Origin of the sequence: Cryobacterium sp. CAN_C2 (assembly GCF_015751745.1) — a bacterium.
Lineage (GTDB): Bacteria > Actinomycetota > Actinomycetes > Actinomycetales > Microbacteriaceae > Cryobacterium.
In genome coordinates, this window is sequence record NZ_JADOUX010000003.1 from 238,085 (window position 1) to 259,879 (window position 21,795).

The following is a 21,795-nucleotide window of genomic DNA, read 5'->3' on the forward strand; positions in this document are numbered from 1 at the left end:
TACATCATGATCCAGGCTTTCACCCAGCGTCACATCGGAACCGATGTCGACGCCCAGTCCCACATGCTCGCTACGCTCGGCTACGACTCGGTGCAAGACCTCGTCTCCGCCGCCATGCCCGCGTCGATCCATGCTGACCTGTTTCGCCAAGACGGGGACAGCGCTCTGCCGCCCGCCGCGAGCGAGAACGAGGCCATCGCCGAACTTCGCGCTCTCGCCGGCCGTAACACGGTCAAACGCTCGATGATCGGCCTCGGCTACTACGACACGTTCACACCCGCCGTGATCAAGCGCAACGTGTTTGAAAACCCCAGCTGGTACACCGCCTACACGCCGTACCAGCCGGAGATCTCGCAGGGCCGCCTCGAAGCACTCATCAACTTTCAGACCATGATCGCCGACCTCACCGGGCTGACGACGGCGAACGCGTCGATGCTCGATGAGTCGACGGCGGTTGTCGAGGGCATGCTACTTGCCTTGCGCGCCTCCAAGTCCAAGTCCCGTCGGTTCATCGTTGACACGGATGCCTTTCCGCAGACCCACGCGCTGCTCGCCAACCGCGCGGCCGCGCTCGGCATCGAACTGGCCCAGGTGGCCCTGAACGAGTCCACCACGGCCGACGATCTCGGCGACTACTTCGGCGTCTTCGTGCAGTACCCGGCAGCATCCGGTCGCATCTGGAACCCGCAGGCCGTCATCGACCTGGCACACGAACACAAGGCGCTCGCCGTCGTGGCCGCCGATCTGCTCGCGCTCACCCTGGTGAAGTCGCCCGGCGACCTCGGCGCGGATGTCGCCGTCGGTACCAGCCAGCGCTTTGGTGTGCCGATGGGTTTTGGCGGACCGCACGCTGGTTACATGGCCGTCCGCACGGGCCTGGAGCGTCAGCTGCCCGGCCGCCTTGTGGGCGTGAGCGTGGATGCCACCGGTCACCCCGCCTACCGCCTCGCCCTGCAGGTGCGCGAACAGCACATTCGCCGTGACAAGGCCACGTCGAATATCTGTACCGCCCAGGTGCTGCTGGCCGTCATGGCCGGCATGTATGCGGTTTATCACGGGCCACAGGGCCTGAAAGCGATCGCCGAACAGGTACACGAGCGGGCCGGCGCTCTCGTCCTGGCCCTGCGCGCGATCGATGTCGACGTGATCAACGACACGTTCTTTGACACCATCCGGGTCTCCGTGCCGACCAATGCAGCCGACATCGTTGCGAAGGCCGCCGCGAGCGGGTACAACCTGCACCAGGTCGACCCGACCACCATCAGCATCTCGGTCGATGAGACCACAACGCTCGTCGATTTGTCGTATGTCGTCGGGGCGTTCGGTGGCCGCAGCGCGTTCGGCCACGTCGACTTCGGTGCGTCGCAGTACGGTGTGCCAGCCGACCTGGGCCGCGAGAGTGAGTTTCTCACCCACCCGGTTTTCAACACGCACCGCTCCGAAACGAGCATGATGCGCTATCTCAAGCGCCTCGCCGACTATGACTATGCGCTGGACCGCGGAATGATTCCACTCGGCTCCTGCACCATGAAGCTCAACGCGGCGAGCGAGATGGAGGCAGTCAGCTGGCCCGAATTCGCCGGTATCCATCCCTTCGCGCCGCGCGCCGACGTTGAGGGCTACCTGCACCTCGTGCGGCAGCTCGAAACCTGGATGAGCGATGTCACCGGTTACGATTCGGTGTCGCTGCAGCCAAACGCCGGCAGTCAGGGCGAACTGGCCGGCCTCCTCGCTATTCGGGGCTATCACCAGTCGAACGGGGACACCGATCGTACGGTCTGCCTGATCCCGTCGAGTGCGCACGGCACCAACGCAGCATCCGCTGCCCTCGCCGGCATGCGCGTCGTCGTTGTGGCCTGTGACGAGCTCGGCAACGTCGACCTCGACGACCTACACGCCAAGATCGCCGAGCACGCCGAGAACCTCGCCGCGCTCATGATCACCTACCCGTCCACCCACGGCGTCTACGAGCACGAGGTCGCAACCATCTGTGCGGCCGTGCACGCGGCCGGCGGCCAGGTCTACGTCGACGGCGCCAACCTCAACGCACTGCTCGGTTTCGCTCGCTACGGCGATTTCGGCGGCGACGTCTCGCACCTGAACCTGCATAAGACCTTCTGCATCCCGCACGGGGGTGGTGGGCCCGGCGTCGGCCCGGTCGCGGCCAAGGCGCACCTCGCTTCGTTCCTTCCGGGGCATCCGCTCGCGCAGAGCGACGAGCACTACCTGATCGGCAGCGAGGGAACCACAGCGACCGTCGTGCACGCCGGTGGACCGGTCTCAGGCGCGCCCTACGGTAGCCCGAGCATTCTGCCCATTTCGTGGGCCTACGTGCGCATGATGGGCATCGACGGCCTCAAGCAGGCGACCGGTGCCGCCGTGCTCGCTGCCAACTACGTGGCCAAACGCCTTGAGAACAGCTACCCGCTGCTCTACTCGGGCGAAAACGGCCTGGTCGCGCACGAGTGCATTCTTGACCTGCGCCCGCTCACCGCGGCCACGGGAATCAGCGTCGACGACGTGGCCAAACGTCTCGTCGATTACGGTTTCCACTCACCGACCATGAGCTTTCCGGTGGCCGGCACGCTCATGGTCGAACCCACCGAGAGTGAAGACCTCGGCGAAATCGACCGCTTCGTCGACGCCATGATCGCGATCAAGGCCGAAGCGGATGCCGTCGCCGCCGGCCGCTGGCCCGCGGACGACAACCCCTTGCACAATGCGCCACACACCGCGCAGTCCGTGATCGAAGGGGAGTGGGAGCACCCCTACGACCGATCCATCGCCGTCTACCCGCTCGCGAACCTCGTGCGCAACAAGTATTGGCCGCCGGTGCGACGCATCGACAATGCCTACGGCGACCGCAACCTGGTCTGTGCCTGCCCGTCACCCGAGGCGTTCGAGGAACCCGTTGGTCGAGCCTCGACATCGTTGGTCGAGCCCCAACATCGTTTGTCGAGCCTCAGCATCGTTGGTTGAGCCTCGGCATCGTTGGTCGAGCTTGTCGAGACCGCAAGGATGGTCCTGACAGGCTCGACCTACGGTGCAGTTGTTGAGCTCGTCGAGACACGACCAACGGAATCTACGACGGGGCGAGCAGCCCCGGCCACCAGGTCAGCGCGAGCGGGTAGCCGACGAACGAGAGAATGTCGAGCAGCCAGTGCGTGACCACGAGCGGCATGGTGCGCCCCCAGCGGGTGTAGCACCAGCCGAACACGACGCCCATGGCGACGTTGCCGAAAAACGGGCCAACGCCCTGATACAGGTGGTAGCTGCCGCGCAGCACGGCCGCGGTCAGAATAATGGTCCAGGTTGACCAGCCGAGTTCGCGCAGCCGGGTGAACAAGTAGCCGACCACGATGATCTCTTCGACCAGCGCGGCCTTGAGGGCAGCGAAGACGAGAATCGGTATCGTCCACCAGAAGCTGTCGAGCGGCGCAGGCACCACGGCCACCGTGAAGCCGAACGCGCGCCCGGCCAGGTACAGAGCGAGGCCCGGAATGCCGATCAGTGCTAGCAGACCAACTCCGCCGAGCAGGTCCCGGCCCGGTCTCGTGAAATCGAAGCCGAGGCGTATAAACGGGCTCTGCCCCGGCTTCCAGAGCAGGTAAAGCACGAGGCCCACGACCACGAGCCCGAACGCTATGCTCAGAAACTGATAGGTGAAGTCGAGCCACTCGCGCGGCGACTGTGACGTGTTCAGGCTCGCCGACTGATCGGCCAGCGGCGTCACGTCGGTCAGACGGGCAATGATCGACACGATCGAATACACAGCGGATGCGCCGAGCGACAGCCCGAGTACAATCGACAGTTCCCAGCGCAGCCGGGTCTGCTGACCGGCCGGCATGGCATCCGCTGGCGTGACACGAGGGCGCCGACGAAAACCGAGCGTCATGAGGTGAACCCGGCCGTGCCCAAGAACCCGGCCCTGCAGACAGGCGTGCCGCCGAGCAGTTCAAAACGGTAACGGCCGACGAGCCGGTCACAGCCTTCGGCGGCCCAGGACAAAGGAGAAACCGTGCCCGGCCAGCCGAGCAGGCCAAGCACGGCGCGCGGCTGCTGGCGGAGCAGCGCAGCGACGGTGGCTGCCCTGCCGAACGGACGCCCGGCGACAACGAGCCACCCCCGGGCGAAGCCGTCGGCCCCGGTCAGGCCCAGGCTGGCCAGGTCGGCCCCCTGGGAGGGCGTGGCCATCGGCATGACGGCCAGGGCCTGGCCCAACCAGGCAACGCCGGTCGTGCAGAAGCCGCAGTCACCGTCGAAAATAAGGATCGGCCGCACTGTGACAGGTTCAAAAGCCATGGCACTATCTTGCCAGTGCACGGGCCGACTCGGGACTCGGTCGCCGTGGCGAAAATGTGTATGGTTGCAAGACTGTACGCTCTTTTATGGCGCCAAAGGTTGCGTGCGCGTAACGATATGCGCGATTTGTCACGTGTGCGGATGCCCCTCAAATTAGGCTGGTAGCTCATGCCCAAAGACGGGCGCATGTCTTTGACAACCCGCGGGAGACGTACACGCAAGAGCTTTTCAGCGCCATCCCCGGAGGCAATTTCGAGTTCGGTCGCTGAACCGACGGGTGTGGCCAGGCAGTCCGAGTGACCCGGTCGACCTGTCCATACCTGTGTGCGGCACAGCCCGGTGAACGTGTGTTTCAGGGCGTTTCGGGCCGTGACGCCGTTGGGCGGTCGCGCACGACATAGCGCATCCCGCCCCCCTGACAGGCACAATCTTGCCGTTCTCGGGCATCGGCGCAATATTCTTGCAAATCGCACGACTCGCTGTGCATCTCGGTTACCGCTGTGTAACGTTTCGGACATTTGCTAGGTAACCGACCACTTCTCTCCCTAGGGTCGTAATTATCCACGCTCGACGCTGGGGTCAAAAACCTGAGTCGGTGCACATTTCGCACAGGAGGAAAATTGCCAATCAGAGGAAAACTCTTCAGGAAGACGCTGACGGGGGTTGCCGTTCTGGGCGTCGCCGCCCTCGCGTTGACCGCCTGCACTACGACAGGTAGTACGCCGAAAGAGACCAGCGCCAGCGGTGGTACCGTGACGGTTGCCGTCGTCAATGACTTCACATCGTTCAACAACCAGACCCCGCAGAGCAACCTGGACACCAACGGCCAGGTCGGTTACCTCATGGGCAACTACGGCTCAGCCTTCTCGTATATTGACAAAAACTTCAAGATCGTGCACGACGAGAAGTTCGGCACCTTCGAGAAGACCAGCGATGACCCGCAGACCGTCAAATACACGCTGAACAAGGAAAACAAGTGGTCTGACGGCGAGCCCGTCACCGCTGACGACATGATTCTCGCCTGGGCCGTCGGATCCGGCTACTATGACAGCGCAACCACCGACGAAGAAGGCGCCGTCACAGCCGGCAACCGTTACTTCGAGATCGCAGGCAGCACCGCCGGCCTCGACGCGACGGCTTTTCCCGAAATCGGTGACGACAACAGGTCGATCACGCTCGTCTACGACACTCCCTACGTGGACTGGGAACTCGTCAACCCGATCGCCCAGCCCGCCCACATTGTTGCCAAGAAGGCCGGACTCGGCTCCGCCGCCGAACTGACCGCACTGCTCAAGGGTTTGGCCAAGGGCGACCCTGCTGCCCCGGTCGCCGCCGACCCGACCCTGAAGGCTGCCGCCGACTTCGTCAACACCGGCTACGACGTGACCGCGTTCCCGACCGATCCTGACCTGCTGGTCTCGAGCGGTGCCTTCGTGCCGACCGGCTGGACCCCAGGGCAGTCCTTCACCATGGAGCGCAACAAGTTCTACGTGGGAACCATGGTTCCCAACGTCGACAAGATCATCATGCGCGTCATTCCCGACGCCAACGCCCAGGTGACCGCTCTTCAGAACGGTGAGGTTGACATCATCAACCCGCAGGCATCCGCTGACACGCTGACGGCCCTTGAGAACACGGGAGCCGATGTGCTCACCGGCGACCAGGTCTCGTACGACCACCTCGACCTGAACTTCGGTTCACAGACCTCGACCGTGTTCGCCGACAGCAACGTCCGTCAGGCATTCCTCAAAACAGTCCCGCGCCAGCAGATCCTTGACTCCATCGTCACCCCGGTGAACCCGGACGCCAAGGTTCTCGACTCGCAGATCTGGGTTCCGGCCAACGAGCCGTACGCAGACTCGGTCAAGAACAACGGTTCTTCCGATTACGCCGAGGTTGACATCGAAGGTGCCAAGGCGCTTCTGGCCGGAGCGACACCGACTGTCCGAATTCTGTACAACACGAACAACCCGAACCGCGTGGATGAGTTCCAGGCCATTCAGGAATCGGCCACCAAGGCCGGCTTCAACGTGGTCGATGCCGGTTCGCCCGACTGGAGCTCGCTGCTTGCCGGTGGCGACTATGACGCCTCCATCTTCGGCTGGATCAGCCCCGGTGTCGGCTCTGCCGGAATCCCGCAGATCTTCTCGACCGGCGGTGGTGGAAACTACAACCGTTACACGGGCACCAACGATGACGCCATCGCGACCCAGACCACCCTGGACCCGAAAGAGCTGATCGTGCTCCAGAAGAAGATTGACAAGCAGATGTTCGCCGACGCGTACGGTTTGCCCCTGTTCCAGCTCCCCGGTGTGTTCGGTGTCTCCAAGCGCGTGAGCGGCGTGGAGTACATGGGCAACCAGACCGGCCCGTTCTGGAACTTCTGGGAATGGTCCGTCTCTAAGTAAGTAGCACCAACGCAGTAGAGAAACATCACCCGTTGGGTTCTTGGGGTTCGCCCCAGGAACCCAACTTGTGAGTTGATTGCGTGGTTCGCCGTGAACGCGCTTACAATCGAGACGTTGAACGCAATGTCGCAGCCAACGGCGCCCGTCCCAGTGAGGTAAATAACATATGGTGAGTTTCATCCTGAGACGCCTTCTCGTTTCGGTGCTCATCCTCGTCGCCGCTTCATTCCTGATGTACGTGTTGGTCGCTTACTCGGCAGATCCGCTTCAGGACCTCACCAGTAGCAACTCACCCAACAAAGAGCAGCTGATCAACGCTCGAGTGCAACTTCTCGACCTTGACGTTCCGCCTCCGCTCCGCTGGGTGCTCTGGCTCGGTGGGGTCGCGAAGTGTGCCATTCCCTTCGCCAACGCCTGTGATCTCGGCTCCACCGTCTCGAACGCGCAGGTCGTCGACATTCTGCCGGGCGCCCTAGCGGCCACCGTTCAACTCGTCACGCTCGCCCTCGTGCTCGCCATCCTCCTCGGCGTCATGATCGGTATCGTCACGGCGCTTCGCCAGTACAGCGGCCTCGACAACACCGTGACGTTCATCAGCTTCTTCCTCTATTCACTTCCGGCATTTCTCGTGGCCGTACTGCTCAAGGAATTCGTCGCCATCGGCTTCAACAACTTTCTGCGCGACCCGGTCATCGGTGCCATCGTGGCCCTGGTGATCGGTCTCGTCATGGGTGCCATCTGGCAGTCCCTGCTTGGTGGCGACGCAAAGAGACGATTGGTCGTCTTTCTGGTTTCGGGTGCCGCAACCGCGAGTGTGCTGCTCCTGATGAGCGCGACGAACTGGTTTATGAACCCTGGCCTCGGGCCGATCGTGATCATTCTGGTTTCGGCCGCGATTGCCTTTGCCGTCACGCTTGTGTTGGCCGGGCTTCGCAACCGTCGGGCGTTCATCACCGGCGGTATCAACGCGGGCATCGCGATCGCCGGGTACTTTCTGTTGCAGCCTCTGTTCGATGTGTCGTCGGCTGGAACGCTGGCCATTCTGGCCCTGGTCACCCTCGCCGTCGGAGCGATCAGTGGCTATCTGATGGGCGGGTACGACCGCGGCCAGAACATTCGGGTTGGCATGGTCACGGCTGGTTTGTGTGGCGCGATCGTTCTGCTCGACCGGTTTATGCAGTCCTGGGGTGATCTTCTCGAGGCCACCAACGGCCGCCCGATCGCCACCGTCGGATCGAAAACACCGGGCGCCTCGGGCGATGTCTGGCTCAGTGGACTCGATGCATTCGCGCACCTGACGTTGCCGACGATCGCGCTTCTTCTGATCTCGTTCGCCGGGTACACCCGGTATTCCCGGGCCGGCATGCTCGAGGTGCTCAGTCTTGACTACATCCGCACCGCGCGGGCCAAAGGGCTCCCCGAGCGCACGGTGATCATGCGCCACGCCTTCCGCAACATGCTGATCCCACTCACCACCCTCGTCGCATTCGACGTGGGCGCACTTCTTGGTGGGGCGATCATCACCGAAAAGGTCTTTGCGATTCCGGGCATGGGAAACCTCTTCAACCAGGGGCTCGGGCGCGGTGACCTCAACCCGGTCATGGGGTACTTTCTGATCGTCGCCGCCATGGCCATTACCTTCAACTTTCTCGCCGATATGGCGTATGCCGGTCTCGATCCGAGGGTGAGGATCCGCTAGTGTCCAATCAGATTCAACCGACCGGACTTGACGAAACGGTCATTCCCACCCACGTTCCTGAAAGCCAGGGGCGCCTCATCTGGCGCCGTTTCGTCGGCAACAAGGTGGCCGTCGCGTCGGTGATTCTCATCGTGGTGATCATCGTCTTCGCGATCGCTGCCATCGGCAACGGGCTCATCCCCGGCTGGTGGAAGTTCAGTTATAAAGAGCTGAACCCCCAAGTGAACCGCGGCGACCCGACGCTGTCGCTCGTGCCCGTGTGGCTCGGCGGCAACGGGGTGAGCCTCGGCGAGCATCCGTTCGGCCAGGACCGCATCGGCAAGGACTATTTCGCCATGACCATGCGCGGCATTCAGAACTCCGTACTGTTCATGGTCGTTTTCGGCTTCATTGCAACCTTCATCGGTGTTGTTGTCGGCGCCGTCGCCGGCTACTACCGCGGCTGGGTCGACGCCGTGCTCATGCGTGTCACCGACGTCTTCATCGTGATCCCCGCCCTCGTGATCGGCGCTGTCGTCGGCCACTGGCTCGGTTCCCTCGGCGCACCCGTCCTGGCGATCATGCTCGCCTTCTTCTCGTGGATGGGCATCGCCCGACTGGTCCGCGGCGAATTCCTGTCGCTACGGGAGCGAGAATTCGTCGAGGCCGCCCGCGTCGCCGGTGCTTCAGACGCCCGCATCATTTTCAAACACATCCTGCCCAACGCCATCGGCGTCGTCATCGTCTCCGCGACGCTGATCATGGCGTCGGCGATCCTGCTCGAAACGGCGTTGAGCTATCTGGGCTACGGCATCCGTTCACCCGACGTGTCGCTGGGCCTACTGATCAGCGCGAACCAGTCTGCGTTTCAGACGCGGCCGTGGCTGTTCTGGTGGCCCGGTGTGTTCATCGTCTCGCTCGCGCTGCTGGTCAACTTTGTCGGTGACGGGCTGCGTGATGCCTTCGACCCGAGGCACCGCCGCTTCAAGCTGAGCAAAATGCGTGAGACCCGCTCGGAGCCGGAGCTGAACGCGTGATTACCCGCATGATGGGCCGATCACGCCAACACCACGGCGGCGATGGATGCTGCGCCCAGGAATACGAGGATCGCGCCGCGACCCCAGTGCCAGCGCACCAGAATGGGCGTCTGCTCGGCCACGCCCGCTTCGATCAGGTTGGCTGCCAGCAGGCGGTCCCACCGGCTGCGCACCAGGTGCGCCGCCTCACCGGATTCGCTGCTGAGCAGATCGCCGGGCCGAGGCTGGCCGGTCATAAAAGGAACCGGGTCGGCGATCTGGTTGTTCGAAGCGTGGATCAGGTTGCGGCCGGGCGCTGGAGCGGCGAACGCCGCGAACTTGCGGCCGGGTGTGAACAGGGTCAGCGCGAACTTGGTATCAACGTTGATGAGTGCCGCCCACGGAATGACGACCGTACGCAGCGGGTTCGCCAGCGTGACAGCGTCATCGCTCACCCGCACGAGGGGCGCCCAGAGTACCTCCCAGACGAACAGGGCAATGAAGGCGAGCCCAACCAAATAGTACAACTGGGTGCCGCTCGGCAGCAGGAACAAGCTCAGCACCGACAGGGCGCAGAGCATCCAGAAAGTTGCGGCGACGATTCGGTTGAATCGCGAGAAGAAGACCACCGGAGCGGCACTGCTCAGGCTGGACTGGTCTGGGTCGGGACTATGAGGCATGCTGCAATGCTGACAGCTTTTGACCCGATCGGGCACCACGACACCGCCGAGCACGCACCCTCACCACTCCCAACCCCCGCGCGCGGAGTGGCAATCTCAGAAATCAGGATCTCATGACCGATCGCGTCACGCCCCAGTGGACCGGCCCAGTACTCGAGGTCACCGACCTCACCGTACATTTCGGTGTCGACAACGTCTGGGTGCCCGCCGCCCTCAACCTGAACTATTCCATCGAACGCGGAAAAGTGCTCGCGATCGTCGGTGAGTCCGGCTCAGGCAAGAGTGCCAGCTCCATGGCGATTCTCGACCTGCTCGCCGAGAACAGCCGCACCACCGGCAGCGTCAAGCTGTCGGGCCGCGAACTGATGGGCCTCAAACCGGCGCAGATGCACCGCGTGCGCGGCGGGCAGATCGCAATGATCTTTCAGGAGCCGATGACCGCACTCAACCCGGTCTACACGATCGGATTTCAGATCATCGAGACACTTCGGGCGCACTTCGGCATGTCGCCCTCACAGGCGAAAGTGCGCGCTCTCGAACTGCTCGAAATGGTCGAGCTGCCCGACCCGCTCAAGGCTTTCAACTCCTTTCCGCACCAACTCTCCGGCGGCCAGCGTCAACGCGCGATGATCGCCCAGTCCATCTCGTGCGACCCGCTTCTGCTCATCGCCGACGAGCCGACGACCGCGCTCGACGTGACGGTGCAGGCCGAAATTCTCGACCTGCTGCGCAGCCTGCGGGACCGCCTCGACAGTGCCATTCTGCTGATCACCCACGACATGGGCGTCGTCGCCGACCTCGCCGACGATATTGCCGTGATGCGCCGCGGAGTCATTGTTGAGCGGGGTACCGTCGACCAGATCTTCAACGCCCCCCAGCACCCGTACACGATTGCGCTGCTGGCCGCTGTTCCACACCTCGGCCAGCGCGGCGACGAGGTCATCGATATGACCGCGGCGCTCGCGGTCGGCACCAACTTCGCGGTCGATGACAGCTTGGGCGCTCGCATTCAGGTGAACGAGCGGCTCGCGAACGAGGCGGCATCCGCTGCCCGTAGTGACAGTCGTGAAGTCGTCGTGAAGTTCGAGGATGTGGTCATCGAATACCCCAAACACGGCCGTGTTGCCGCTTTTCGGGCGGTTGACAAGGTCAACCTGTTCGTGCGCCAGGGCGAGGTGCTCGGGCTCGTGGGGGAGTCGGGTTCGGGCAAGACCACCCTCGGACGGGCCGCAATCGCTTTGTTGCCGATCACCGCGGGTACACTCACCGTCGCCGGCCAGGACATCTCGCGTGCCACCCGCGACGAGATCCACACGCTGCACAAGAGCGTCGGAATCGTGTTCCAAGATCCGTCATCGTCGTTGAACCCGCGGATGCCCATCGGTGACAGCATCGGCGAACCGCTCAAGCTCGCCAAGGGTCTCAAGGGTGCCGCGTTGAGCGCCGAGGTGGAGCGTCTGCTCGACAGCGTCGAACTGCCGCGCAACTATCGCACGCGGTTTCCACACGAATTGTCCGGTGGTCAAAAACAGCGTGTCGGTATTGCCAGGGCACTGTCGCTCGAGCCGCGTGTGCTCATTGCCGACGAGCCGACCAGCGCATTGGACGTGTCGGTACAGTCCCGTGTACTCGAATTGATCCAGGCGTTGCAGAAAGAAATGAACTTCGCCTGCCTCTTCATTACCCACGACCTCGCCGTGATCGACGTGCTCGCCGATCGGATCGCGGTCATGCACCACGGTCGCATTGTCGAGACCGGCACGCGTGATGAGATTCTGCGCTACCCGAAGGATCCGTACACGCAGCGTCTGCTCGCTGCCGTGCCGTTGCCCGATCCGAGTAAGCAGCGAGCCCGTCGGGAACTGCGTCAGGAGATGCTCGAGGCCGGCGCCGACCTGTAGAGCGTGGGCCGCGGGGTCGACCCCCCGAGTTGGCCGCCGGACTGACCGCCGAATCATACGGTAGGATAGTACTTTGGGCCACATTATGACCCCTGCTATCCACCCTTCGTCGCGCGCGAGACTCTGCGGCACTCATTCTTCGTAAGGATCTATTTTTATGGCGATTGCTACACGCAATAACCTCCGAAATGTTGCAATCGTTGCTCACGTTGACCACGGTAAGACGACGCTGGTTGACGCGATGCTCAAGCAGACCGACTCCTTCGCGGACCACTCACACGTTGAAGAGCGCGCGATGGACTCGAACGAGCTCGAGCGCGAAAAGGGCATCACGATTCTCGCCAAGAACACGGCCGTTTCGTACAAGGGCGTTCACGCCACCGACGGTCCCATCACCATCAACGTGATCGACACCCCGGGCCACGCCGACTTCGGTGGCGAGGTCGAGCGCGGTCTGTCCATGGTTGACGGCGTCGTTCTGCTCGTTGACGCGAGTGAGGGCCCGCTGCCGCAGACCCGCTTCGTGCTGCGCAAGGCACTCGAGGCCAAGCTGCCCGTTATTCTCCTGGTCAACAAGACCGACCGTCCCGACGCGCGCATCGACGAGGTCGTGGCCGAGAGCCAGGACCTGCTCATCGGCCTCGCGAGCGACATGGCCGATGACTTTCCCGACCTCGACCTCGACGCCGTTCTCGACGTGCCCGTCGTCTACGCCTCGGGCCGCAACGGCGCCGCGAGCTGGAACAAGCCCGAAGACGGCACCCTGCCCGACAACGACGACCTCGAGCCGTTGTTCGACGCCATTCTCAAGCACATCCCGGCACCGACCTACGATGACCAGCACCCCCTTCAGGCGCACGTCACCAACCTCGACGCCTCGCCGTTCCTCGGCCGACTTGCGCTGCTGCGCATCTTCCAGGGCACCATCAAGAAGGGCCAGACCGTCGCCTGGGTTCAGCAGGACGGTACCGTCAGCAACGTGAAGATCACCGAGCTGCTCATCACCAAGGCTCTTGACCGCTACCCGACCGAGAGCGCCGGCCCCGGCGACATCGTGGCCGTGGCCGGCATCGACAACATCACCATTGGTGAGACCCTCGCCGACCCCGACGACGTGCGCCCGTTGCCGACCATCACGGTCGACGACCCGGCCATCTCGATGACTATCGGCACCAACACCTCGCCGCTCATGGGCAAGGTCAAGGGCCACAAGCTCACCGCTCGCATGGTCAAGGACCGCCTCGACCGTGAGCTCGTCGGTAACGTCTCGCTCAAGGTCGTTGACATCGGACGCCCCGACGCGTGGGAGGTGCAGGGTCGTGGAGAACTGGCCCTCGCCATCCTCGTCGAGCAGATGCGTCGTGAAGGCTTCGAACTCACCGTCGGCAAGCCGCAGGTAGTCGTTAAGCGTGTTGACGGCAAGATTCACGAGCCCTACGAACACCTCACCATCGACGCTCCCGAAGAATACCTCGGCGCGATCACACAACTGCTCGCCGCTCGTAAGGGTCGCATGGAGAACATGGCGAACCACGGCACCGGCTGGGTTCGCATGGAATTCATCGTTCCGTCGCGTGGCCTGATCGGCTTCCGCACGCAGTTCCTCACCGACACGCGAGGTACCGGTATCGCCAACGCGATTCTGCACGGTTACGAGCCCTGGGCTGGAACCATCAACACTCGCACCAACGGGTCGATTGTCGCGGACCGGTCGGGTGCTGTCACCCCGTTCGCGATCATCAACCTGCAGGAGCGCATGTCGTTCTTCGTGCAGCCGACCAGCGAGGTTTACGAGGGCATGGTTATCGGCGAGAACTCGCGCGCCGACGACATGGACGTGAATATCACCAAGGAAAAGAAACTGACCAACATGCGTCAGTCCAGCTCCGACACGTTCGAGTCGATGACGCCACCCAAGCAGCTCTCACTGGAGCAGTGCCTCGAGTTCGCTCGTGAAGACGAGTGCGTTGAGGTCACCCCGGCCGCAGTGCGTATTCGCAAGGTTGAGCTCACGGCATCCGCTCGCTCGCGCCAGGTGTCGCGCGTGAAGAAGATGGACGCCAACTAGCCACCGGTAACACAATGCCCCTTCGGTTCGCCGAGGGGGCATTGTTGTGTGTGGAAGCGGCGGCTCTAACCGACCACACGCCCCCGAACCGTGAGTTCAGAGTGGTTTTTTGGACGAAAATGGGTCAAAACTCACGGCTCGGCGACAAGCGGATGCTGGCCCACTACGCGAATAGAGGGGCGCCTACGAAGCTGTTCTCTCGAGCCCCGGCGGGAACGGCGAACAGGGCGCTACCGACGTGCCGAATGTACTCGTTGAGTGCATCATGCTTGGCGAGGTTCAGCTGCACGGAAGTGAACTGGGCGGGCGAGCGCTGAAAGCTGATGAAGAACAGGCCGGCCTCGAGGCGACCCAGGTCATCGTTGCCATCGACAAAGTTGTAGCCGCGGCGCAACAGCTTGGTGCCCTTATTCTGGGTTGGATGTGCCAGCCGAACGTGCGCTGCAGCACCGATGAGTGGCTGGTCTTCCCGCCCGGCCAAGGTGAAATCTGGCTCAGTAAACTCGGTGCCGCCCGAGAGTGGCGCTCCGGCCCCCTTGGTGCGGCCGAAGACCGCCTCCTGCTCCCGCAGAATGGAGCGATCCCACGTCTCAATGGTCATGCGAATACGCCGCGCCACCAGGTAGGAGCCGCCGGCCAGCCAGGCCGGCTCGTCATCCGCTGAAACCCAGACTTGGTCGGTGACCACGTTGGGCTCTTCCGCCTTGATGTTGGCGGTGCCGTCTTTGAAACCGAAGAGGTTGCGCGGGGTGGACTGGGATGTTGAGGTGGACGAGGTGCGCCCGAATCCGAGCTGGGACCAGCGCAGGGCGGCCCGTCCGAACGCGATGCGAGACAGGTTGCGAATGGCGTGCACGGCGACCTGGGGGTCGTTGGAGCAGGCCTGGATGCACACGTCACCGTCGCTGCGGCCGACATCGAGGTCATCGCCCGGAAAGTGCGGAAGCGCTGCCAGCTCGGCCGGCCGGCGGCCTGCAATGCCGAAGCGATCGACGCCATCCGCTGTTTCAAACAGGGTTGGGCCAAAGCCGAAGGTGATTGTGAGGCCGGCTGTTGGTAGTCCCCGCGCCTCGCCGGTGTCTTCGGGCGGTGCATCGTAGGGGCCGCTGACCGCGCCGTACTCGCCGATATCGTGGCCGGCGGTCAGAGCTGCGGCGGCGATAGTCCAGTCCTGCAGCAGCTCGATCAGCTCGGCCCGCGTGGTGCCGACCGAAACATCGAATACGGCGAAGTGCAGGCGATCCTGCGCCGGCGTGACGATGCCGGCCTGGTGGCTGCCATAGAAGGGGTAGACGGCCGAAGCGGAAGCCGCGCCCGGCATTGCCGCCGCGGCCAGCGCGACCCGGTCTCCGGCCACACCGAGGCCGATCCCGGCGACGCTGGCCCCGGCGAGGCCGAGCAGCCCACGCCGCGAAAGGCCGCGGGTTGGCGTGGAAGGAGCAGACGGATCGGTGGACTCGGCCCGCTTCGCGCGGGGCGCAGCGCGAGTCACAGCGCCAGCCTCAGCACTGTCACAACACGAGCGCTGCGGTGAGCTGGTTCAACGGCTCGCCGAGCGCGTTGACCTGATCGGCGAGGGTGCGAATCTCAGCCGGCGTGAGGTCGGTGTAAATTGTGAAGCCGTCACCGACCCGTTGGGCGTCGAGTAGCGTCTGCAGCGCGGCGAACTCGGTGTCGAGGCTGGCTGCAAGGTCGGGGTCTTGTTGCAGGAGAATGTCGCGCACTCCGTCGTAGAGCACCTTGGCGCCGTCGACATTGGCCTGGAAATCCCAGAGGTCGGTGTGTGACCAGGCTTCTTCCTCGCCGGTGACCTTACCGGTGGCGACCTCGTCGAGCAGGCCGATGGCACCATTGGTCTGCTGCGACAGCGTAAAAGTCAGACCCTGCACCTTGTCGTCCAGGGTCGCGGTGTCGGCGACGAGCTGCTCGGTGAGCGCAGCACGCTTCTCGGTGCTGTACGCCTCGAAGCCGGCCTCGGCCTCAGCCGGCCACAGGGCCTTCTCGATCGCATGCCAACCGGTCCAGTTCTGGCCCTCTTCGACGTCGGCCTCGCGCAGATCAAGCTTCGGGTCGAGGTCGCCGAACGATTCGGCGATCGTCTCCACCCGCTCCCAGTGCACCCGGGTGGAGGCGTACACGCTGCGGGCCCGGTCGAAATCGCCGCCCACATAGGCCGCGGCGAACGAGTCGGTGCCGGTGACGAGCTGGTCGATCTGGGCCGCGAGATCGACGTTGACGGTGGCCGCGGCATCCGTTTTGGTGGCGGTGAACTCGGCCTTGCCGACGCCGTCACCGGACATTCCCGGCTTGCAGGCGGTGAAGTAGCTGCCGGCGTCGAGCTGCACGACGAGGTCGCGGCGGAGACCCGGGCCGATGTTCTCCGCTTCGCCGACGATGCGCAGACCGTCTGCGGCCAACAGGTAGAACTCGGTCACCTGGTCACCGGAATTGGTGACCGAGAAGCGGATGCTGCCGGCCGGCGCCTCGTTCGTGGATACCGCGCATTCGGACTGGCTGCTCTCGACGGTGAGCGCCGCGTGTGTAGCCGCCGGGTTGTTGGCGACACACCCGCTGAGGAGGGTCACTCCGAGCAGGCTGGTACCGAGCACGCAGGCAGAACGAAAAGCACGAGGCATGGAGATCCTTTGACAGGGTTACAGGAAAATTAGTGCGCGGCGACAGGCGTGGGCGCCGGCGCGTACGGTGCGGCCTGAACGGGGCGAGCACTCGGGCGGCCCTGACGGCTCTTCGTGATGAAGAGGGCCAGGGTCGGCGCGGCATAGGCCAGCCACGTGAACATTTGCAGCCAGGTCGTGGCGGCGGAGAAGTTCAGGGTGCCCTTGAGCAGAGTGCCGTACCAGCTATCCGGCGGCACGGCCGCGCTCACGTTGAAGGCGAGGGCATTCAGTCCGGGCAGGATGCCGGCCTCCTGCAGGTCGTGCACGCCATAGGAGAGCACCCCGGCAGCGACGATGATGAGAATGGCGCCGGTGAAGGTGAAGAACTTCGACAGGTTGATCTTGAGCATGCCGGCGTAAATCAGCCAGCCGAGCCCGATCGCCGTGACGAGGCCGAGTGCCGCGCCGAATAGGGGCATGGTCGTGGCGCCGGTCGCCTGCACGGCGGCCCAGAGAAATAGCGCGGTCTCGATGCCTTCGCGGCCCACGGCGAGAAACGCGACGAGCACGAGCCCCAGGCCGGCGCCGACAAGGTGCTTGTCGATGTTGCCCTGCAGGTGGCCCTTGAGATCGCGTGCGGTGCGCAGCATCCAGAACACCATCCAGGTCACCAGCCCGGTCGCAACGATCGACAGCACACCGCCAATCGTTTCCTGCGCGGTGAACGACAGACCGTAGGTGCCGTAGGTGAGCAGGGCGCCGATGCCGAGGGCGAGCAGCACGGCCAGGCCGACACCGAGCCAGATGCGCGGCAGCACGTCACGCCGGTTGATTTTCACAACGTAGGCAATGAGGATCGTCACGATCAGTGCGGCCTCAAGGCCTTCCCGCAGGCCGATCAGGTAGTTTGCGAGCACGGGTTTCCTTCTAAGTTTCGAGCAAAAAATTTGGTAAGGCTAACCTTACCAAGGTCGACTCTAGCCCGAACGCCGCGATCGTGTCTAGCTATGATTTGATTCGGTCACAGCTATTACCCAGTAAGTCCAACAGTCAGCAGCGAAGAAACGGAGCCTACGCCCATGGTCATGTCCGGCAGCGGCGAGCGCATCGTGTTCGTGCATGCCAGGCCTGGCGACGAATCCGCGCTGACCGGCGGCACGATCGCCCGGTTGCGTGCCGACGGGTCAAGGGTCGTCGTGCTCTACTCCGCGGCCATGACCGAAGCGGATGCCGCGGCGGTGTCCGCCGCGCTGGCCGAACTGGGGGCGCGCAGCTGGCATCGCTTGCCGCAGACCTCTGTTGGCGGAGCTGAACTTGGCGGAGCTGAACCGGGTGGGGCTGAACTCGTCGGGGCTGTGCAGAGCGCCATCGACGAACTCGACGCGACCGCCGTCGTCGTCGGCGCCGTCGATGATGCTCTGCGCGAGCGTGCGACGGCGGCGGCACACGACGTCGGACTGCCGGTGTTTCTGGCCCGGTCGGTGCGGCAGGCATCCGGCCAGCGTCTCATCGCAATCGACGTCGGCGATCACCTCGACCAGAAGCTGCGCGCGCTGCGCCAGTTTTCCGCGCGTTGGAGTCTGACGGAGTGCACCCGCACCCTCGCCGACGGCACCACCGACGTGATCACCGACACCGAAACGTTCCTGCGAGCGGATGCCCCGCGCCCGGCCCCCGCGCCGCCGAACCCCCAACCCGCTCGCCTGACCCTGCCGAACCGGTCGCTGGCGGGCCTCGGCGGCCTGCTGCTGGGCATCCTCTTTGGTGTGCTGGGAACCATTGCGCATCAGGCCACGCTGACGTTGTACGGCGTGGCGCTTCCGATCGGCCTGTCGATCGCGTTCGTGGGTATCGGTGCCCTGCTGCTCGGACTGCGCCTCGTCGTGGGGGACCGGTTTGTGGTCGGCTTGGCCGCGGTGGGGCTGCTCCTGACCATTTTTGTGCTCTCTCTGCGCGGATCCGGCGGGTCGGTGCTCGTGCCGGCCGGGCTGCCGGGAACCCTGTGGACCGTTGTTCCGGCGCTCATCGCGGCGCTCGTGCTGGCCTGGCCGAAACTGCCGCCGCGCCGCCGATAACCGCGCACGGGTTGGGGGTCGACGGAGGGGGCGTAGACTCAAGTGTCCGCTCTCGAAGGGAACCCCCAGCCCGTGACGTATGTGATCGCTCTTCCGTGCGTCGATGTGAAAGATCGTGCCTGCATCGACGAATGCCCGGTGGACTGCATTTATGAGGGCGAACGTTCCCTCTACATTCACCCCGACGAGTGCGTCGACTGTGGCGCCTGCGAACCGGTCTGCCCGGTCGAGGCCATCTACTACGAAGACGACCTGCCCGAACAGTGGGCCGACTACTACAAGGCCAACGTCGAATTCTTCGACGACCTCGGATCCCCGGGCGGCGCCGCCAAGATCGGCGTACTCGCCAAAGACCACCCCGTCATCTCCGTGCTACCGCCGCAGGTTCAGTACTAAGCGATTTTCGTGCTGAAGCCGCTTCCGGACTACCCCTGGGACCAGATGGTCCCCTTTGCCACGCAGGCCCGGCAGCACGCCGACGGCATCGTCGACCTGTCGATCGGTTCGCCGGTCGATGCCACGCCCGACGTGGTGCAGCAAGCGCTCCGCGCGGCAACGGATGCCCACGCCTACCCGCAAACCGTCGGTACGCCCGCCCTGCAGCTGGCGATCATCGCCTGGTATGCCCGGCGCCGCGGTGTCACCGGCCTGCAACCCAAGAACGTGTTGCCCACGATCGGTTCCAAGGAACTCGTCGCGCTCATGCCGTTCATGCTCGGCCTCGGCGAGGGTGACGTGGTCGTGCACCCGCGCGCCGCATACCCGACCTACGCGATCGGCGCCGCTATCGCCGGCGCCACGGCCGTGGCCTCCGATGATCCGGCGGCCTGGCCCGATTCGACCAAACTGATCTGGCTCAACAGCCCGGGCAACCCGGATGGCCGGGTGCTGTCCGTTGACGAGCTGCGCGCCGCCGTTGCCCGCGCTCGAGAACTCGATGCGGTCATCGTCGGCGACGAATGCTACGCCGAGCTCGGTTGGGACGCCCCGTGGAATGCTGAGCCGATCCCGAGCATCCTCGACCCCCGGGTGATTGAGGGAGACCGACGCAAGATCGTGGCGATCTACTCGCTCAGCAAACAATCCAACATGGCGGGGTACCGGTCGGCCTTTGCCGCCGGCTGCAGCGGCGTGCTCGAGCGACTGCTGACCGTGCGCAAGCACGCCGGGCTCATGCTCCCGGCACCGCTTCAGGCGGCCATGATAGCCGCCCTCGAAGACGACGAGCACGTGGCCGTGCAGAAGGAGCGCTACCGGGCCCGCCGTGAGACACTGCGACCGGCTCTGGAACGGGCCGGCTTTCGGATCGATCGCAGCGAGGCCGGGCTCTACCTCTGGGCGACCGAGGGGCGACCCGCGTGGGAATCCATTGAACGACTGGCCGCCCTGGGTATTCTGGCCGGTCCGGGGCAGTTCTACGGCGATATCTACCCGGAGCATGTGCGCTTCTCGCTCACCGCGACCGATGAGCGCATCGCTGCGGCCGCTGCACGCCTGCGTTCCTGACGGTTTCCCCGAGTGCGGAATAGGCCCTGTGGACTATCACCAACGAACCGCCCGAAGTCTTGGCTGATGCAACAGTAGGCGTTCGGGCGGATTAGGCTGTAGTCGCGACAGAGTCGACCACAGCGGTTTCACCACTGGCCGTCTCGGTGACGCGTCGCCACATTTCATCCAGCAGTGATACCCGAGGAGGCTCCGTGACCGACGTCGCGCAGCACACAACATCCGGCGAACCGATGAGCGCTGACCCCAACAAGGTCACCGTGACTTTCCCCGGCGGGAGCGCAGAGTTCCCGATCCTGACCAGCGTGGACGGCGTGTCGAGCATCGACATCTCCACCCTGACCAAGAAGACCGGCCTCACCACGTTGGACTACGGTTTCGTGAACACGGCGGCGACACGCTCCGCGATCACCTACATCGACGGCGATGCCGGCATCCTGCGCTATCGCGGGTATCCGATCGAGCAGATCGCCCAGAACTCTAACTTTCTTGAGACGGCCTGGCTGCTCATCTACGGCGAGCTGCCCAGCGCGAGTGAACTCGCCAACTTTGACGATCGCATCCGCCACCACACGCTGTTGCACGAAGACATGCGCCGATTCTTTGATTCCCTGCCGCACAAGGCACACCCGATGAGCGTGCTCGCCTCCGGCGTCTCGGCCCTGTCGACGTTCTACCAGGACTCGCTCGACCCGAAAGACCCGGAGCAGGTCGAGATTTCGACCATTCGCCTGCTGGCCAAGTTGCCGGTCATGGCCGCCTACGCGCACAAGAAAAGCATCGGTCAGGCTTTTCTCTACCCCGACAACTCCTTGAGCTTCGTCGACAACTTTCTTATGCTCAACTTCGGCAACATGGCCGAGCCCTACGAGGTCAACCCGGTCGTCAGCAGGGCCCTTGAGCGCCTTCTCATGCTGCACGAAGACCACGAGCAGAACGCGTCCACCTCAACCGTGCGTCTGGTCGGTTCGACCGAGGCCAACCTGTTCGCGTCGGTCTCGTCCGGCATCAACGCCCTGTTCGGCCCGCTGCATGGCGGTGCCAACGAAGCCGTGCTGTCGATGCTCGGCGAGATTCAGGCATCCGGTCAGGGCGTCGAAAAGTACGTCGAACGCGTCAAGAACAAAGAGCAGGGTGTGAAGCTCATGGGCTTTGGCCACCGGGTCTACAAGAACTACGACCCGCGCGCCACCCTGGTCAAGGAGAGCGCCCACGAGGTGCTCGCCGCTCTCGGCGTCAAGGACGACCTACTCGACATCGCTCAGGAGCTCGAGCACATCGCGCTGAGCGACGATTACTTCAAGGAACGTCGACTGTACCCCAACGTCGACTTCTATACCGGCGTCATCTACAAGGCGATGGGCTTTCCGACGCGTATGTTCACCGTCTTGTTCGCGATCGGCCGTCTACCCGGCTGGGTCGCGCACTGGCGTGAGATGAACGAGGATCCGGCCACCAAGATCGGCCGCCCGCAGCAGCTCTACGTGGGCTCCCCGGCCCGCGACTACCCGCTCCGCTAGACGGTCCCCTCCCAGCAAACCCT

At 64.0% G+C, this 21,795-nt stretch carries 16 protein-coding genes; 10 read left to right on the plus strand and 6 right to left on the minus strand.

Annotated elements, in window-relative coordinates:
- Window positions 1-6 precede the first annotated feature (6 nt).
- Entirely contained in the window at window positions 7-2,979 is a 2,973-nt protein-coding gene (gene gcvP, locus IWX77_RS04275; protein WP_196843275.1) for an aminomethyl-transferring glycine dehydrogenase, read from the plus strand.
- A 103-nt stretch (window positions 2,980-3,082) separates the two neighbouring features.
- Here gcvP and IWX77_RS04280 read toward each other — a convergent pair whose 3' ends face one another.
- Together IWX77_RS04280 and IWX77_RS04285 are read right to left on the minus strand one after the other, a co-directional pair.
- Complete coding sequence (locus tag IWX77_RS04280) at window positions 3,083-3,895, minus strand: CPBP family intramembrane glutamic endopeptidase (protein WP_442784417.1); 813 nt, start codon at window positions 3,893-3,895, stop codon at window positions 3,083-3,085.
- Window positions 3,892-4,302, minus strand: coding sequence for a thiol-disulfide oxidoreductase DCC family protein (locus IWX77_RS04285; protein ID WP_196843276.1), 411 nt, complete (start codon window positions 4,300-4,302; stop codon window positions 3,892-3,894). The genes IWX77_RS04280 and IWX77_RS04285 overlap by 4 nt, the downstream gene beginning before the upstream one ends.
- A gap of 620 nt (window positions 4,303-4,922) precedes the next feature.
- Here IWX77_RS04285 and IWX77_RS04290 point away from each other — a divergent pair.
- From IWX77_RS04290 to IWX77_RS04300, 3 genes are all read left to right on the plus strand, one after another.
- The gene (locus IWX77_RS04290; RefSeq protein WP_196843277.1) at window positions 4,923-6,710 is read left to right on the plus strand and encodes an ABC transporter family substrate-binding protein; all 1,788 of its coding nucleotides are present in this window, start codon (window positions 4,923-4,925) and stop codon (window positions 6,708-6,710) included.
- Window positions 6,711-6,876: 166 nt separating this feature from the next.
- Window positions 6,877-8,409, plus strand: coding sequence for an ABC transporter permease (locus IWX77_RS04295; RefSeq protein WP_196843278.1), 1,533 nt, complete (start codon window positions 6,877-6,879; stop codon window positions 8,407-8,409).
- 11 nt (window positions 8,410-8,420) lie between these two features.
- Window positions 8,421-9,425 carry an ABC transporter permease gene (locus IWX77_RS04300; RefSeq protein WP_196843328.1) on the plus strand — a complete coding sequence of 335 codons (1,005 nt, stop codon included), beginning with the start codon at window positions 8,421-8,423 and terminating at the stop codon, window positions 9,423-9,425.
- Between the two features lie 20 nt (window positions 9,426-9,445).
- On the opposite strand, the gene IWX77_RS04305 is transcribed toward IWX77_RS04300, so the two are convergent.
- On the minus strand, window positions 9,446-10,084 hold the full coding sequence (locus IWX77_RS04305; RefSeq protein ID WP_196843279.1) for a PH domain-containing protein: 639 nt from the start codon (window positions 10,082-10,084) through the stop codon (window positions 9,446-9,448).
- A 113-nt stretch (window positions 10,085-10,197) separates the two neighbouring features.
- On the opposite strand from IWX77_RS04305, the gene IWX77_RS04310 reads away from it, so the two are divergent.
- Window positions 10,198-11,985: a dipeptide ABC transporter ATP-binding protein gene (locus IWX77_RS04310; RefSeq protein ID WP_196843280.1), complete on the plus strand. Its 1,788-nt coding sequence runs from the start codon at window positions 10,198-10,200 to the stop codon at window positions 11,983-11,985.
- 157 nt (window positions 11,986-12,142) lie between these two features.
- Window positions 12,143-14,053, plus strand: coding sequence for a translational GTPase TypA (gene typA / locus IWX77_RS04315; protein ID WP_196843281.1), 1,911 nt, complete (start codon window positions 12,143-12,145; stop codon window positions 14,051-14,053).
- A 163-nt stretch (window positions 14,054-14,216) separates the two neighbouring features.
- Here the strand turns inward: typA and efeB are convergent, their stop codons facing one another.
- Genes efeB through efeU form a run of 3 tightly spaced genes read right to left on the minus strand, consistent with a single transcriptional unit; the run spans window position 14,217 to window position 17,588 of the window.
- A complete protein-coding gene (efeB, locus tag IWX77_RS04320; RefSeq protein WP_196843282.1) occupies window positions 14,217-15,545 on the minus strand; it encodes an iron uptake transporter deferrochelatase/peroxidase subunit in 1,329 nt (442 codons plus the stop codon).
- A gap of 19 nt (window positions 15,546-15,564) precedes the next feature.
- Complete coding sequence (efeO, locus tag IWX77_RS04325) at window positions 15,565-16,689, minus strand: iron uptake system protein EfeO (RefSeq protein ID WP_196843283.1); 1,125 nt, start codon at window positions 16,687-16,689, stop codon at window positions 15,565-15,567.
- A 29-nt stretch (window positions 16,690-16,718) separates the two neighbouring features.
- On the minus strand, window positions 16,719-17,588 hold the full coding sequence (gene efeU / locus IWX77_RS04330; protein WP_196843284.1) for an iron uptake transporter permease EfeU: 870 nt from the start codon (window positions 17,586-17,588) through the stop codon (window positions 16,719-16,721).
- Between the two features lie 162 nt (window positions 17,589-17,750).
- Between efeU and IWX77_RS04335 the strand changes: the two genes are divergently transcribed.
- The 4 genes from IWX77_RS04335 (at window position 17,751) to IWX77_RS04350 (ending at window position 21,772) form a co-directional block, all read left to right on the plus strand.
- Entirely contained in the window at window positions 17,751-18,746 is a 996-nt protein-coding gene (locus tag IWX77_RS04335) for a PIG-L deacetylase family protein (protein ID WP_196843285.1), read from the plus strand.
- A gap of 72 nt (window positions 18,747-18,818) precedes the next feature.
- Window positions 18,819-19,142, plus strand: coding sequence for a ferredoxin (fdxA, locus tag IWX77_RS04340; protein WP_196843286.1), 324 nt, complete (start codon window positions 18,819-18,821; stop codon window positions 19,140-19,142).
- Window positions 19,143-19,151: 9 nt separating this feature from the next.
- The gene (dapC, locus tag IWX77_RS04345) at window positions 19,152-20,252 is read left to right on the plus strand and encodes a succinyldiaminopimelate transaminase (protein WP_442784416.1); all 1,101 of its coding nucleotides are present in this window, start codon (window positions 19,152-19,154) and stop codon (window positions 20,250-20,252) included.
- A 233-nt stretch (window positions 20,253-20,485) separates the two neighbouring features.
- Window positions 20,486-21,772 (plus strand): citrate synthase, encoded by a 1,287-nt coding sequence (locus IWX77_RS04350; RefSeq protein ID WP_196843330.1) that lies wholly within the window; start codon window positions 20,486-20,488, stop codon window positions 21,770-21,772.
- Window positions 21,773-21,795: the final 23 nt, after the last annotated feature.

Excerpts from the sequence above, each read along its gene's own strand:
- typA (WP_196843281.1), top strand. The coding sequence starts at position 12,143 with ATGGCGATTGCTACACGCAATAACCTCCGAAATGTTGCAATCGTTGCT.
- IWX77_RS04335 (WP_196843285.1), top strand. The coding sequence starts at position 17,751 with ATGGTCATGTCCGGCAGCGGCGAGCGCATCGTGTTCGTGCATGCCAGG.
- efeO (WP_196843283.1), bottom strand. The coding sequence starts at position 16,689 with ATGCCTCGTGCTTTTCGTTCTGCCTGCGTGCTCGGTACCAGCCTGCTC.
- gcvP (WP_196843275.1), top strand. The coding sequence starts at position 7 with ATGATCCAGGCTTTCACCCAGCGTCACATCGGAACCGATGTCGACGCC.
- IWX77_RS04305 (WP_196843279.1), bottom strand. The coding sequence starts at position 10,084 with ATGCCTCATAGTCCCGACCCAGACCAGTCCAGCCTGAGCAGTGCCGCT.
- IWX77_RS04280 (WP_442784417.1), bottom strand. The coding sequence starts at position 3,895 with ATGACGCTCGGTTTTCGTCGGCGCCCTCGTGTCACGCCAGCGGATGCC.
- IWX77_RS04285 (WP_196843276.1), bottom strand. The coding sequence starts at position 4,302 with ATGGCTTTTGAACCTGTCACAGTGCGGCCGATCCTTATTTTCGACGGT.
- IWX77_RS04310 (WP_196843280.1), top strand. The coding sequence starts at position 10,198 with ATGACCGATCGCGTCACGCCCCAGTGGACCGGCCCAGTACTCGAGGTC.
- IWX77_RS04295 (WP_196843278.1), top strand. The coding sequence starts at position 6,877 with ATGGTGAGTTTCATCCTGAGACGCCTTCTCGTTTCGGTGCTCATCCTC.
- IWX77_RS04350 (WP_196843330.1), top strand. The coding sequence starts at position 20,486 with ATGAGCGCTGACCCCAACAAGGTCACCGTGACTTTCCCCGGCGGGAGC.